This window comes from Parafrankia sp. EAN1pec (assembly GCF_000018005.1).
Lineage (GTDB): Bacteria > Actinomycetota > Actinomycetes > Frankiales > Frankiaceae > Parafrankia > Parafrankia soli.
The window spans coordinates 7,352,025-7,363,868 of record NC_009921.1; the positions used below are offsets into that span (position 1 = coordinate 7,352,025).

Annotated in this window: 22 protein-coding genes; all 22 read right to left on the reverse strand. The window is 69.7% G+C overall.

The window, feature by feature from the left end; translation table 11 throughout:
- Positions 1-222 precede the first annotated feature (222 nt).
- A complete protein-coding gene (rplO, locus tag FRANEAN1_RS29885; protein ID WP_020463467.1) occupies positions 223-717 on the reverse strand; it encodes a 50S ribosomal protein L15 in 495 nt (164 codons plus the stop codon).
- Positions 717-902, reverse strand: a complete 186-nt coding sequence (gene rpmD, locus FRANEAN1_RS29890) for a 50S ribosomal protein L30 (protein WP_020463468.1) — start codon at positions 900-902, stop codon at positions 717-719. The genes rplO and rpmD overlap by 1 nt, the downstream gene beginning before the upstream one ends.
- On the reverse strand, positions 902-1,510 hold the full coding sequence (gene rpsE, locus FRANEAN1_RS29895) for a 30S ribosomal protein S5 (protein ID WP_018505116.1): 609 nt from the start codon (positions 1,508-1,510) through the stop codon (positions 902-904). The genes rpmD and rpsE overlap by 1 nt, the downstream gene beginning before the upstream one ends.
- A 29-nt stretch (positions 1,511-1,539) precedes the next feature.
- Positions 1,540-1,914, reverse strand: a complete 375-nt coding sequence (gene rplR / locus FRANEAN1_RS29900) for a 50S ribosomal protein L18 (protein WP_020463469.1) — start codon at positions 1,912-1,914, stop codon at positions 1,540-1,542.
- Positions 1,915-1,924: 10 nt separating this feature from the next.
- Positions 1,925-2,461, reverse strand: a complete 537-nt coding sequence (gene rplF / locus FRANEAN1_RS29905) for a 50S ribosomal protein L6 (protein WP_020463470.1) — start codon at positions 2,459-2,461, stop codon at positions 1,925-1,927.
- A gap of 12 nt (positions 2,462-2,473) precedes the next feature.
- Entirely contained in the window at positions 2,474-2,881 is a 408-nt protein-coding gene (gene rpsH / locus FRANEAN1_RS29910; protein ID WP_018505119.1) for a 30S ribosomal protein S8, read from the reverse strand.
- A gap of 76 nt (positions 2,882-2,957) precedes the next feature.
- Positions 2,958-3,143, reverse strand: coding sequence for a type Z 30S ribosomal protein S14 (locus FRANEAN1_RS29915; protein ID WP_006539145.1), 186 nt, complete (start codon positions 3,141-3,143; stop codon positions 2,958-2,960).
- A gap of 3 nt (positions 3,144-3,146) precedes the next feature.
- Positions 3,147-3,716, reverse strand: coding sequence for a 50S ribosomal protein L5 (gene rplE / locus FRANEAN1_RS29920; protein WP_020463471.1), 570 nt, complete (start codon positions 3,714-3,716; stop codon positions 3,147-3,149).
- Between the two features lie 29 nt (positions 3,717-3,745).
- Positions 3,746-4,063: a 50S ribosomal protein L24 gene (gene rplX, locus FRANEAN1_RS29925; RefSeq protein ID WP_041256661.1), complete on the reverse strand. Its 318-nt coding sequence runs from the start codon at positions 4,061-4,063 to the stop codon at positions 3,746-3,748.
- Between the two features lie 12 nt (positions 4,064-4,075).
- Positions 4,076-4,444, reverse strand: a complete 369-nt coding sequence (gene rplN, locus FRANEAN1_RS29930; protein ID WP_018505122.1) for a 50S ribosomal protein L14 — start codon at positions 4,442-4,444, stop codon at positions 4,076-4,078.
- Between the two features lie 156 nt (positions 4,445-4,600).
- Positions 4,601-4,909 carry a 30S ribosomal protein S17 gene (gene rpsQ / locus FRANEAN1_RS29935; RefSeq protein ID WP_020463473.1) on the reverse strand — a complete coding sequence of 103 codons (309 nt, stop codon included), beginning with the start codon at positions 4,907-4,909 and terminating at the stop codon, positions 4,601-4,603.
- 20 nt (positions 4,910-4,929) lie between these two features.
- Positions 4,930-5,181 (reverse strand): 50S ribosomal protein L29, encoded by a 252-nt coding sequence (rpmC, locus tag FRANEAN1_RS29940; RefSeq protein ID WP_020463474.1) that lies wholly within the window; start codon positions 5,179-5,181, stop codon positions 4,930-4,932.
- Positions 5,181-5,597, reverse strand: a complete 417-nt coding sequence (rplP, locus tag FRANEAN1_RS29945; protein WP_018505125.1) for a 50S ribosomal protein L16 — start codon at positions 5,595-5,597, stop codon at positions 5,181-5,183. Before rplP ends, rpmC begins: the two co-directional genes overlap by 1 nt.
- Positions 5,598-5,603: 6 nt before the next feature.
- Complete coding sequence (gene rpsC, locus FRANEAN1_RS29950; protein WP_020463475.1) at positions 5,604-6,581, reverse strand: 30S ribosomal protein S3; 978 nt, start codon at positions 6,579-6,581, stop codon at positions 5,604-5,606.
- The gene (rplV, locus tag FRANEAN1_RS29955) at positions 6,581-7,003 is read right to left on the reverse strand and encodes a 50S ribosomal protein L22 (protein ID WP_018505127.1); all 423 of its coding nucleotides are present in this window, start codon (positions 7,001-7,003) and stop codon (positions 6,581-6,583) included. The genes rpsC and rplV overlap by 1 nt, the downstream gene beginning before the upstream one ends.
- Complete coding sequence (gene rpsS / locus FRANEAN1_RS29960) at positions 6,996-7,277, reverse strand: 30S ribosomal protein S19 (protein WP_018505128.1); 282 nt, start codon at positions 7,275-7,277, stop codon at positions 6,996-6,998. Before rpsS ends, rplV begins: the two co-directional genes overlap by 8 nt.
- A gap of 75 nt (positions 7,278-7,352) precedes the next feature.
- Positions 7,353-8,186 (reverse strand): 50S ribosomal protein L2, encoded by an 834-nt coding sequence (gene rplB / locus FRANEAN1_RS29965; RefSeq protein ID WP_020463476.1) that lies wholly within the window; start codon positions 8,184-8,186, stop codon positions 7,353-7,355.
- A 58-nt stretch (positions 8,187-8,244) separates the two neighbouring features.
- Positions 8,245-8,541, reverse strand: a complete 297-nt coding sequence (gene rplW, locus FRANEAN1_RS29970; protein ID WP_018505130.1) for a 50S ribosomal protein L23 — start codon at positions 8,539-8,541, stop codon at positions 8,245-8,247.
- Positions 8,538-9,281: a 50S ribosomal protein L4 gene (rplD, locus tag FRANEAN1_RS29975; RefSeq protein ID WP_020463477.1), complete on the reverse strand. Its 744-nt coding sequence runs from the start codon at positions 9,279-9,281 to the stop codon at positions 8,538-8,540. The genes rplW and rplD overlap by 4 nt, the downstream gene beginning before the upstream one ends.
- A complete protein-coding gene (gene rplC, locus FRANEAN1_RS29980) occupies positions 9,278-9,988 on the reverse strand; it encodes a 50S ribosomal protein L3 (protein ID WP_020463478.1) in 711 nt (236 codons plus the stop codon). The genes rplD and rplC overlap by 4 nt, the downstream gene beginning before the upstream one ends.
- 18 nt (positions 9,989-10,006) lie before the next feature.
- Positions 10,007-10,315: a 30S ribosomal protein S10 gene (gene rpsJ, locus FRANEAN1_RS29985; protein WP_006539131.1), complete on the reverse strand. Its 309-nt coding sequence runs from the start codon at positions 10,313-10,315 to the stop codon at positions 10,007-10,009.
- 285 nt (positions 10,316-10,600) lie between these two features.
- Complete coding sequence (tuf, locus tag FRANEAN1_RS29990; protein WP_020463479.1) at positions 10,601-11,794, reverse strand: elongation factor Tu; 1,194 nt, start codon at positions 11,792-11,794, stop codon at positions 10,601-10,603.
- Positions 11,795-11,844 lie beyond the last annotated feature (50 nt).

Here is an 11,844-nt window from a genome sequence, read left to right on the forward strand (position 1 = left end):
GGCACCTGTTGCAGCGTTACCGGCGAGCCCTTACACCGCCTGCCGGCCTCCTCCGCACCCCACAGCGGCCACTACGCGGCGTCACGATTCAGGGCCCCGTACTCGGGTCATCCGACGGCCACCAGGCTCGCGGTGACACCGGCGACCGACTGCGGCGCGCTGACCGGAGAACGCACGAACGCCTCGGGACGGGTAGGTCACCCCACCCGTCCCGAGGCACTCTCACGCCTGGGTGACACTGCCCCCGGCGGCTTCGATCTTCTGCTTCGCCGAACCGGAGAAGGCATGCGCCGTCACCTGGACGGCCACGCCGATCTCACCGTCGCCGAGCACCTTCACCAGCGACTTGCCCCGGACCGCGCCGGCGGCGACCAGCTCGTCGACGCCGATCGTGCCGCCGTCGGGGAACAGCTCCACCAGGGTGGCGACGTTCACCACCTGGTACTCGGTACGGAACCGGTTGCGGAAGCCCTTGAGCTTGGGAACCCGCATGTGCAGGGGCATCTGGCCGCCCTCGAAGCGCGCCGGCACCTGCTTGCGTGCCTTCGAGCCCTTGGTGCCACGGCCGGCCGTCTTGCCCTTGGAGCCCTCACCGCGGCCCACGCGCTGCTTCTTCTTGTGGGCGCCCGGCGCCGGGCGAAGGTGGTGGACCTTCAGCCCGCGGCCGCGCTCCTGCGCGGTGGCGGAGTCCGCCTTCTCCAGCGTCTTCTCGGCCATCAGGAGTCCACCTCCTCGACCCGGACGAGATGGGTCACGGTCGCGATCATCCCGAGAACCTCGGGACGGTCGTCACGGACGGTGCTCGCGTTGATCTTACGCAGCCCCAGCGTCCTCAGCGTCTCGCGCTGGTTGCGGGTACCGCCGATCCCGGAGCGGATCTGGGTGATACGCAGCTTGGCCACTACGCACCGACCCCGGCCGCCCGCGCTCGCAGCATCGCCGGCGGAGCGACATCCTCCAACGGGAGCCCACGGCGGGCGGCGATCTCCTCGGGGCGCATCAACCCGCGCAGCGCGGCGACGGTCGCGTGCACGATGTTGATCGGGTTCGACGACCCGAGCGACTTCGACAGTACGTCGTGCACCCCGGCGCACTCCAGCACGGCGCGCACCGGACCACCGGCGATGACGCCGGTACCCGGCGAGGCGGGCTTGAGCAGCACGACCCCAGCGGCCTCCTCACCCTGCACCGGGTGCGGGATGGTGGAGCCGATGCGCGGGACCTTGAAGAAATGCTTCTTGGCCTCCTCGACCCCCTTGGCGATCGCCGCGGGGACCTCCTTGGCCTTCCCGTAGCCGACGCCGACGGTGCCGTCCGCGTCGCCCACCACGACGAGCGCCGTGAAGCTGAACCGACGCCCGCCCTTCACGACCTTCGCCACGCGGTTGATGGCGACGACCCGCTCGACATAAGCGGTCTTCTCCTGCGCCGGGCCACCGCCCGAACGGTCGCGGCGCTCGCGGCGGTCGGAACCGCCGGAGCCGCCTCCGCGGCGCTGCTGGCCTGGCATCTAGAACATCTCCCTAGTGGATGTGGTCATCAGAAGTTCAGCCCGCCCTCGCGGGCCGCGTCCGCCAGCGCGGCGATCCGGCCGTGGTAGGTGCGACCACCCCGGTCGAACACCACGGCGTCGATCCCGGCGGCGCGGGCGCGCTCGGCGACGAGCCGACCGACCTCGCGGGCCTTGGCGCTCTTGTCCCCGTCGGAGGCGCGCAGCCCGTCCTCCAACGTGGAAGCAGAGGCCAGCGTGTGCCCGGCGACGTCGTCGATGACCTGGGCGTAGATGTGCCGCGAGGACCGGGTGACGACGAGACGCGGCCGGATCGGGGTGCCCGACACCTTCTTGCGCACGCGGACGTGGCGGCGGAGCTTGGCCGTCCGCCGGCGCGCACTGGCGCTGAGGCTCACTGCCATGTCTGTCTACCTACTTCCCGGTCTTCCCGACCTTGCGGCGAACGACCTCGCCCTGGTACCGCACACCCTTGCCCTTGTAGGGGTCGGGCTTGCGCAGTCCGCGGATCTTGGCGGCGACCTCGCCCACCTGCTGCTTGTCGATGCCGTGCACGACGAAGCGGGTGGGGGTCTGCACCTCGAACCGGATCCCATCAGGGGCCTTCACCGGTACCGGGTGGCTGTAGCCGAGGGCGAACTCGAGGTCCGAGCCGCGGGCCTGGACCCGGTATCCGACTCCGACGATCTCCAGAGTCTTCGAGTACCCGGCGGTGACCCCGACGACCATGTTGGACACCAGGGTGCGGGTGAGGCCGTGCAGCGCGCGGCTACGCCGCTCGTCGTTCGGCCGGTTGACGATGAGCTGACCGTCCTCGCGGACGACCTCGATCGGCTCCGCGACCGTGTGGCTCAGCGAGCCCTTGGGGCCCTTGATCGTGACCTTGGGGCCGTCGAGAGAGATCTCCACGCCGGTGGGAACACTGATGGGCTGGCGCCCGATCCGTGACATCGTTCGCCTTCCTTACCAGACGTAGGCGAGGACTTCCCCGCCCACGCGCCGCTTGCCGGCCTGCCTGTCGGTCAGAAGACCCGACGAGGTGGAGATGATCGCGACGCCCAGGCCACCGAGGACCTTCGGCAGGTTCGTCGACTTCGCGTACACACGCAGACCCGGCTTGCTGATCCGCTTCACACCCGCGATCGACCGCTCCCGGTTGGGGCCGTACTTCAGGTCGACGATCAGCGTGCGGCCGACCGCGCCTTCGGCGGGGTCCTCGACGTGCCAGCCGAGGATGTAGCCCTCCTGCTGGAGGATCTCGGCGATGTGCGTCTTGATCTTGCTGTGCGGCATCACCACCCGGTCGTGATAAGCCCGGTTGGCGTTGCGGACACGGGTGAGCATGTCCGCGATCGGATCGGTCATCGTCATGGCTTGACGCCTTTCTCACGGGGGTTCCCGCCGCTCGCGCACGAGGTGCGCGGGCCTACCGCGATCGTGTGTTGAACTACCAGGAGCTCTTGGTCACGCCGGGCAGCTCGCCGCGGTGGGCCATCTGCCGCAGGCACACCCGGCACAGGCCGAACACCCGGTAGACGGAGCGCGGACGGCCACACCGCTGGCAGCGGGTGTAGCCGCGGACGGCGTACTTGGGCTTGCGGGCGGCCTTTTCGACCAGCGCCTTCTTCGCCATTTCTCAGCTCTCCCGGAACGGGAAGCCCAGCGCCCTCAGCAGCGCCCGGCCCTCGTCGTCGTTGGTCGCGGTGGTCACGACCGTGATGTCCATGCCCCGGACCCGGTCGATCCGGTCGATGTCGATCTCGTGGAAGATCGACTGCTCGATGACGCCGAACGTGTAGTTCCCGGCGCCGTCGAACTGCTTCGGCGAGAGCCCGCGGAAGTCGCGGATGCGGGGAAGCGCGATCGTGACCAGACGGTCCAGGAACTCCCACATCCGGTCACCGCGCAGGGTCACCTTCGCCCCGATGGGCTGGCCCTCTCGCAGCTTGAACTGGGCGATGGACTTCTTCGCCCGGCGCACCGCCGGCTTCTGGCCGGTAATGGCCGCCAGGTCCCTGGTCGCGCCGTCGATCAGCTTCGCGTCCCGGGCCGCGTCGCCGACGCCCATGTTGACGACGACCTTCACCACGCCGGGGATCTGCATGACGTTGCCGTAGGAGAACTCCTCCCGCAGCGCCGGGGCGATCTCCTCGCGGTACCGCTGCTTCAGCCGCGGGACCGGCCGGGCTTCCGTGGTCACACTCATGTCTCGTTTCCTAGCCTTGCGCCGGGGGCCTAGAGCTCGGCACCGGTGCGGCGCGAGATCCGGACCTTGGTGCCGTCGTCGTTGAAGCGGTAACCGACGCGGGTCGGACGGCCGTCGGACGGGTCGACGATCATCACGTTGCTGACGTGGATCGGCGCCTCCTGGGTGACGATCCCGCCGGACTGCGATCCACGCGAGCTCTGCTGGACGCGGGTGTGCCGGGTGACCCGGTTGGCGCCCTCGACCACGACCTTGTTCTGGTCGGGGATGGCCCGGATGACCTTGCCCTTCAGGCCGCGGTCCTTGCCCGTGACGATCTGGACCGTGTCACCCTTCTTGATCTTCATACCGGCCACGGTCTACAGCACCTCCGGCGCCAGCGAAATAATCTTCATGAAACGCTTGTCCCGCAGCTCGCGGCCGACCGGCCCGAAGATGCGGGTACCACGGGGGTCTCCCCCGTCCCGGATGAGCACCGCGGCGTTCTCGTCGAAACGGATGTAGGAGCCGTCCGGGCGCCGCCGTTCCTTCTTCGTGCGCACCACGACCGCCTTGACCACGTCGCCGCGCTTCACGCCGGCGCCGGGCAGGGCGTCCTTCACCGTACCGACGATGATGTCGCCGATCCCCGCGTAACGACGCCCAGAGCCGCCGAGCACCCGGATGCACAGAATTTCCCTGGCTCCGGTGTTGTCGGCGACCCGAAGTCGCGACTCCTGCTGAATCACTTTCCGCTCCTGATCACCCGTTGCCGCCCGACCGCCGCCGACCGGCTCTGCTCTCTGCCACCGGTGACGACCGCGAGGTCTCCGCGCCCGGCCGGTGGCGGGCCCGCGTCACGCGAGCCCGCCACCGCCGATCCGCCGCGATCCCTCCAGAGGGACCTACTTCGCCTTCTCGAGGATCTGGACGACCCGCCAGCGCTTGGTGGCCGACAGCGGCCGCGTCTCCATCAGCAGGACGCGGTCGCCGACACCGACGGTGCCGTTCTCGTCGTGCGCCTTGACCCTCTTGGTACGGCGGATCGTCTTGCCGTAGAGCGGGTGCTGGACCCGGTCCTCGACAGCGACGACCACCGTCTTCTGCATCTTGCCGCTGATCACCAGACCCTCACGCACCTTGCGGAAGCCGCGCTCGGAAGGCGCCTCCGCGGTGCTGGGGGTGGGGGTGCTGTCCGTGCTGACTTCGCTCACGTCTTCTCCGCTCACTGCGCTCACGCCCGATCCGACTCGGCGGCGTCCACCGCGACGGCCGGATCGCCGCTCATCCCGAGCTCGCGCTCGCGCATGACCGTGTAGATCCGGGCGATGTCCCGGCGGACGTCACGCAGCCGGCGGTTGTTGCGAAGCTGCCCGGTCGCGGCCTGGAAGCGGAGGTTGAACAGCTCCTCCTTGGCCTCGCGCAGCTTGTCGACCAACTCGGTGGCGGGCAGGCTGCGCAGGTCGTCCGTTGTCGTGACGGCCATCAGGCACCACCCTCACGGGTCACGAAACGGCACTTCATCGGCAGCTTGTGGATGGCGCGCCGCATCGCCTCACGGGCGACCGGCTCGGCCACGCCGGAAAGCTCGAACATGATGCGTCCGGGCTTCACGTTCGCGACCCACCACTCCGGCGAGCCCTTGCCGGAACCCATCCGGGTCTCGGCGGGCTTCTTCGTCAGCGGGCGGTCCGGATAGATGTTGATCCAGACCTTTCCACCACGCCGGATGTGCCGGGTCATCGCGATACGCGCCGACTCGATCTGCCGGTTCGTCACGTAGGCCGACTCCAGCGACTGGATCGCGTACTCACCGAAGGCGATCCTGGTGCCGCCCTTGGCCGCGCCCGTCCGCTTCGGGTGGTGCTGCTTGCGGTGCGCGACCTTCCGGGGAATAAGCATGTTTTCCTAACCCTCCGCCTTCTCCGGCGCGCCCTGGGCCTCGGCGGTCGTCACTGCGGCCGGGGCCGCGGTGGTCTCAGGCGTGACCGCCGGGGTCTCCACCGGCGTGCCCTCGACCGCGGCCGACTCGGTCGCCGGCTTCTCCGCCGGGGCCTTCTCGGCGGCGGAAGCCTTCTCCGCCGAGCCGCCACCGCCACCGCTGCCACCACGGCCGCGGCGGTCGCCAGCGCGGGCCGCGGCCCGACCGGCGTCCGTCCCGCCCTGCGTGGTGCCGGACGAGCCCGAGCGCGGCCCGCGGCGCGGGCGCTCCCGGCGCTGCTGACGCAGCAGGGCCTCCTGGGCCTCCCGCTCCGCGCGGCTCTGGACGATGTCGCCCTTGTAGATCCAGACCTTCACGCCGATCCGGCCGAAGTTCGTCCGGGCCTCGTAGAAGCCGTAGTCGATGTCCGCGCGCAGCGTGTGCAGCGGCACCCGGCCCTCGCGGTAGAACTCCGACCGGCTCATCTCGGCGCCGCCGAGGCGGCCCGAGCACTGGACCCGGATTCCCTTGGCGCCGCTCTTCATCGCGGACTGCATCGCCTTACGCATCGCGCGGCGGAAGCTGACCCGGCTGGAGAGCTGCTCGGCGACGCCCTGTGCCACGAGCTGCGCGTCGATCTCGGGGTTCTTCACCTCGAGGATGTTGAGCTGCACCTGCTTGCCGGTCAGCTTCTCGAGGTCACCGCGGATGCGGTCGGCTTCGGCGCCACGCCGGCCGATCACGATGCCCGGGCGGGCGGTGTGGATGTCCACCCGCAGCCGGCCCTGGGTGCGCTCGATGTCGACCCGGCTGATGCCTGCCCGCTCCATGCCCTTGGACATCATCTTGCGGATCTTGACGTCCTCACCGACGTACGCCTTGTACTGCTTGTCGGCGTACCAGCGGGAGGTGAACTCCGACGTGATGCCAAGTCGGAACCCGTGCGGGTTTACCTTCTGCCCCACTACCGGGCCCTCCTTGTAGTCCTGGCGCCGGCGCCAGTGGACACCGGTTCCCGGCTCTCCACCACGACCGTGATGTGGCTGGTGCGCTTGCGGATCCGGTAGGCCCGGCCCTGCGCGCGCGGCCGGATGCGCTTGAGCGTCGGCCCCTCGTCCACGTAGGCGGCGCCGATCCAGAGCGTCGCCGGGTCGAGGTTGTGGTTGTTCTCCGCGTTCGCCACCGCGCTCGCCACGACCTTGTAGACATCCGTGCTCGCCGCCTGTGGGGCGAACCGGAGGATGTCGAGCGCCTCGCTCGCGGACCGGCCGCGGACCAGGTCGACGACCCGACGGGCCTTGGTCGGCGAGGTGTGCACGTAGCGAGCGGTCGCCTTCGCGCCGGGCAGGCCGGCGCGGGTCAGGCCGTCGACGAGGTCGTCAGCCACGGCGTGACCTCCGGTCCTCCTTGACGTGCCCGCGGAAGGTGCGCGTGGGCGCGAACTCGCCGAGCTTGTGCCCGACCATTCCCTCGGTGATGAACACGGGGACGTGCTTGCGCCCGTCGTGCACGGCGATCGTGTGGCCCAGCATGTCGGGGATCACGGTCGAACGACGAGACCAGGTCCGGATGACGTGCTTGGTGCCCTTCTCGTTCTGTACGTCCACCTTCTTGAGCAGGTGGTCGTCGACGAACGGGCCCTTTTTAAGACTGCGTGGCATGGCTGTGTCTCCTCCTTCCTGCTCAGTGGTGGGTGTGGCTCGGGCTGGCCGGCGGCCGGGCGAGCAGAGTCATGACTAGCGCCGCCTGTTCTGCTTGCGGCGCCGGACGATCAGCGCGTCGCTGGACTTCTTGGTGCGGCGGGTGCGGCCCTCCGGACGGCCCTTCGGGTTGACCGGGTGGCGGCCACCGGAGGTCTTGCCCTCACCACCACCGTGCGGGTGGTCGACCGGGTTCATCGCGACACCACGCACGGTGGGCCGACGGCCCTTCCAGCGCATGCGGCCGGCCTTGCCCCAGTTGATGTTGCTCTGCTCGGCGTTGCCGACCTCGCCGACGGTGGCGCGGCAGCGCACGTCGACGTTGCGGATCTCACCGGAGGGCATCCGGAGCTGGGCGTACGGGCCGTCCTTCGCGACGAGCTGCACACTGGCGCCGGCGCTGCGGGCGATCTTGGCGCCGCCGCCGGGACGCAGCTCGATGGCGTGCACCACGGTGCCGGTCGGGATGTTGCGCAGCGGCAGGGCGTTGCCCGGCTTGATGTCCGCGCCGACACCCGAGCTGACCATGTCGCCCTGGTGCAGCTTCACCGGGGCGAGGATGTAGCGCTTCTCGCCGTCGACGTAGTGCAGCAGGGCGATCCGCGCGGTGCGGTTCGGGTCGTACTCGATGTGCGCGACCTTGGCCGGCACGCCGTCCTTGTCCCGCCGGAAGTCGATGATCCGGTAGGCGCGCTTGTGACCGCCGCCCTGGTGCCGGGTCGTGATCCGCCCGTGGACGTTGCGGCCGCCCTTGGAGTGCAGCGGGCGGACGAGCGACTTCTCCGGGTGATCACGCGTGATCTCGACGAAGTCCGCGACGCTCGAGCCACGACGCCCCGGCGTCGTCGGCTTGTACCTACGAATACCCATGCTCTACTTCCGATCCGACGCCGGGCCGAGCGGCACCCGGGTACGCCCCACGCGGGTGTCAGGCACCGGGGCCTCCGAAGATCTCAATGCTGTCACCGGGCGCGAGGCTGACGAGCGCCCGCTTGGTGGCCGAGCGGTGTCCCCAGCCGTGCTTGGTCCGCTTGCGCTTGCCCGCCCGGTTGATCGTGTTGACCCGGGTGACCCGCACGTTGAAGATCTTCTGCACGGCGAGCTTGATCTGGGTCTTGTTCGCGTCGGGGCGAACGATGAACGTGTAGACGTTCTCGTCGAGCAGGCCGTAGCTCTTCTCGGAGACGACCGGCCGGAGAATGATGTCTCGCGGGTCGGGGATCACTTGTCCTCCTCCTCGCCGGCCGGGCTGCCGGCCAGGCTGCCGGTGTCAGCCGCCGGACGGGAGGCGCGACCGAGGTACGCGGCGAGCGCGCCCTCGGTGAACACCACATCGTCACTCACCAGCACGTCGTAGGTGTTGAGCTGGCCCGGGTCGAGCAGGTGGACCTCGGCCACGTTGCGCAGGCTGAGCCAGGTCAGCTCGTCCGAGCGGAGGGCCACGACCAGGACACGGCGCGCGTCCACCAGGCTGGTCAGCGCGGCCACAGCCGACTTGGTCGACGGGGTGTCACCGGCGACCAGCGATGAGACCACGTGCAGCCGGTTGTTGCGGGCCCGGTCCGACAGGGCCCCGCGCAGCGCGGCGGCCTTCATCTTCTTGGGTGTCCGCTGGTCGTAGTTGCGCGGCGTCGGGCCGTGGACGATGCCACCGCCGGTGAACTGCGGCGCGCGCAGCGAGCCCTGCCGTGCCCGGCCGGTGCCCTTCTGGCGGTACGGCTTGCGCCCACCGCCACGGACCTCGCCGCGGGTCTTGGTGGAGTGCGTGCCCTGCCGGGCCGCGGCGAGCTGCGCCACGACGACCTGGTGGATCAGCGGCACGTTCACCGGCACGTCGAACACCGCGCCGGGCAGCTCGACGCTGCCGGCGTCGCCGCCCGCGGGGGCGTGCACCGGGACCGTGCGGTCCACCGGCGCGTCCGCCTCGGCGGGGGCTTCCTTCGTCATCGTTGCCGTCGGGCTCATGCCGAGGCCTCCTCACCGGTGCCGGCGGCCGCGGCCGCCACCGGAGCGGCCGGCTCCGGAGCGGGGCGCTTGGCCGCGCTGCGAACGAAGACCAGACCGCCGTCGGGGCCGGGAATCGCACCCTTGATCAGCAGGAAGCCGCGCTCGGTGTCGACGGCGTGGATGGTCAGCCCGGCCACGGTCACACGGTCGTGCCCCATCCGGCCGGCCATCCGCAGGCCCTTGAAGACCCGCCCCGGAGTGGCGCAGCCGCCGACGGAACCCGGCGAGCGGTGCTTGCGCTCGACGCCGTGACCGGCGCCCAGGCCCTTGAAGCCGTGCCGCTTCATGACACCGGCGAAGCCCTTGCCCTTGGAGGTGCCGGTGACGTCGACCACCTGGCCGGCGTCGAACACCTCACCGGTCAGCTGCTGGCCGGGCCGGTAGTTGCCGGCATCCGCGGTGCGCAGCTCGACGAGGTGCCGCCGGGGAGTGGCACCGGAGGTCTCGAAGTGGCCACGCATCGGCTTGTTGATCCGACGCGGGTCGATCTCGCCGTAGCCGAGCTGGACGGCCGAGTAGCCGTCGGAGTCGGGTGTCTTGACCTGGGTCACGACGTTGGGGCCGGCCTGGATGACGGTGACCGGCACGACGCGGTTGTTCGCGTCCCATACCTGGGTCATCCCGAGCTTGGTGCCCAGGAGCCCTCTGTAATTGCGGTTGAGCATGACTGGCGCCGGCCCCTCTTACAGCTTGATCTCGATGTCCACGCCGGCGGGCAGGTCGAGGCGCATCAGCGAGTCGACCGTCTTCGGCGTCGGGTCAAGAATGTCGATCAGCCGCTTGTGCGTCCGCATCTCGAAGTGCTCGCGGCTGTCCTTGTACTTGTGCGGCGACCGGATGACGCAGTAGACGTTCTTCTCCGTCGGCAGCGGCACCGGACCCGCGACCTGCGCACCGGTACGCGTCACGGTCTCGACGATCTTCCGCGCCGAGCTGTCGATGACCTCGTGGTCATAGGCCTTGAGCCGGATGCGGATCTTCTGTGCCGCCATGGTGGGCTTCGCCTGTCCTGTCTGTCTCGTCCGGCCGGTATCACTACCGGGTCCCCGTCGACCTCTCCCCGCTCCGCGGCGCGGGCCGCCGCCGAAGAGGGCGGGCGGCCCGGCGGGTGCGGGTTCGTGCCGGGTGTACCGCCTTGTCTGGTGCCTCGTCAGCCGCGCTGGGCGGCCTGCGGGCAGCTTCCGATCCTGGTCGCGACGCGGAGCGTTACGCCCCGGCGTGGCCGGCCAGCAACAGCGGGCGGCGGGCCCCCGTGGGGCACCCGCCGCCCGCCGCCACTACTTGATGACCTTCAGAACCTGACCCGCACCGACGGTCCGGCCACCCTCACGGATGGCGAACCGCAGGCCCTCCTCCATGGCGATCGGCTGGATGAGCTCGACCGTCATCTCGGTGTTGTCGCCCGGCATGACCATCTCGGTGCCCTCGGGGAGGGTCACGACGCCGGTCACGTCGGTGGTGCGGAAGTAGAACTGCGGCCGGTAGTTCTTGAAGAACGGCGTGTGCCGGCCACCCTCGTCCTTGTTGAGGATGTAGACGCGCGCCTCGAACACCGTGTGGGGGGTGATCGACTTCGGCTTCACGATGACCTGGCCGCGCTCGACGTCCTCGCGCTTGATGCCACGGAGGAGGAGGCCGACGTTGTCACCGGCCTGGCCCTCGTCGAGCAGCTTGCGGAACATCTCGACGCCGGTCACGGTCGTCGTGGTGGTCTCCGGCTTGATGCCGACGATCTCCACGGTCTCGTTGACCTTGACGATTCCACGCTCGATACGACCCGTGACGACCGTGCCACGGCCCGTGATCGTGAACACGTCCTCGATCGGCATGAGGAACGGCCGGTCGATGTCACGCTCAGGCTCGGGGATGGACGCGTCCACCGCCGCCATGAGCTCGAGGAGCTTCTCGCCCCACTCCTTGTCGCCCTCCAGCGCCTTGAGCGCGGAGACGCGGATGACCGGGACGTCGTCGCCGGGGAACTCGTAGGTGTTCAGGAGCTCCCGGACCTCGAGCTCGACGAGCTCGAGGATCTCCTCGTCGTCGACCATGTCGGCCTTGTTCAGCGCCACGACGATGTACGGCACGCCGACCTGGCGGGCCAGGAGCACGTGCTCCTTCGTCTGCGGCATGGGGCCGTCGGTCGCCGAGACCACCAGGATCGCGCCGTCCATCTGCGCGGCACCCGTGATCATGTTCTTGATGTAGTCGGCGTGCCCGGGGCAGTCGACGTGCGCGTAGTGCCGCGCGTCGGTCTGGTACTCGACGTGCGCGATCGAGATCGTGATCCCGCGGGCCTTCTCCTCCGGCGCCTTGTCGATCTGGTCGAACGGCGTGAACGGGTTGAGGTCCGGGTGCGCGTCGTGCAGGACCTTCGTGATCGCGGCCGTCAGCGTCGTCTTGCCATGGTCGATGTGACCGATGGTCCCGATGTTGACGTGCGGCTTGGTCCGCTCGAACTTCTGCTTCGCCACTGGTGTCCCTCCAAGGACGGGTGGTGTCGTGCTGTGTTGTCGTCAGTGGT

Bases quoted from the DNA above. Each gene is read 5' to 3' on its own strand.
- rpsJ (WP_006539131.1), bottom strand. From the start codon at position 10,315: ATGGCGGCACAGAAGATCCGCATCCGGCTCAAGGCCTATGACCACGAG.
- rplC (WP_020463478.1), bottom strand. From the start codon at position 9,988: ATGCTCAACCGCAATTACAGAGGGCTCCTGGGCACCAAGCTCGGGATG.
- rplR (WP_020463469.1), bottom strand. From the start codon at position 1,914: ATGGCAGTGAGCCTCAGCGCCAGTGCGCGCCGGCGGACGGCCAAGCTC.
- rpmC (WP_020463474.1), bottom strand. From the start codon at position 5,181: ATGGCCGTCACGACAACGGACGACCTGCGCAGCCTGCCCGCCACCGAG.
- rplX (WP_041256661.1), bottom strand. From the start codon at position 4,063: ATGAAGATCAAGAAGGGTGACACGGTCCAGATCGTCACGGGCAAGGAC.
- rpsH (WP_018505119.1), bottom strand. From the start codon at position 2,881: ATGACGATGACCGATCCGATCGCGGACATGCTCACCCGTGTCCGCAAC.
- rplO (WP_020463467.1), bottom strand. From the start codon at position 717: ATGGCCGAGAAGACGCTGGAGAAGGCGGACTCCGCCACCGCGCAGGAG.
- rplB (WP_020463476.1), bottom strand. From the start codon at position 8,186: ATGGGTATTCGTAGGTACAAGCCGACGACGCCGGGGCGTCGTGGCTCG.
- FRANEAN1_RS29915 (WP_006539145.1), bottom strand. From the start codon at position 3,143: ATGGCGAAGAAGGCGCTGGTCGAAAAGGCCGCCCGCAAGCCCAAGTAC.
- rplF (WP_020463470.1), bottom strand. From the start codon at position 2,461: ATGTCACGGATCGGGCGCCAGCCCATCAGTGTTCCCACCGGCGTGGAG.
- rplE (WP_020463471.1), bottom strand. From the start codon at position 3,716: ATGAGTGTGACCACGGAAGCCCGGCCGGTCCCGCGGCTGAAGCAGCGG.
- rplD (WP_020463477.1), bottom strand. From the start codon at position 9,281: ATGAGCCCGACGGCAACGATGACGAAGGAAGCCCCCGCCGAGGCGGAC.
- rpsS (WP_018505128.1), bottom strand. From the start codon at position 7,277: ATGCCACGCAGTCTTAAAAAGGGCCCGTTCGTCGACGACCACCTGCTC.
- rplP (WP_018505125.1), bottom strand. From the start codon at position 5,597: ATGCTTATTCCCCGGAAGGTCGCGCACCGCAAGCAGCACCACCCGAAG.
- rpsE (WP_018505116.1), bottom strand. From the start codon at position 1,510: ATGCCAGGCCAGCAGCGCCGCGGAGGCGGCTCCGGCGGTTCCGACCGC.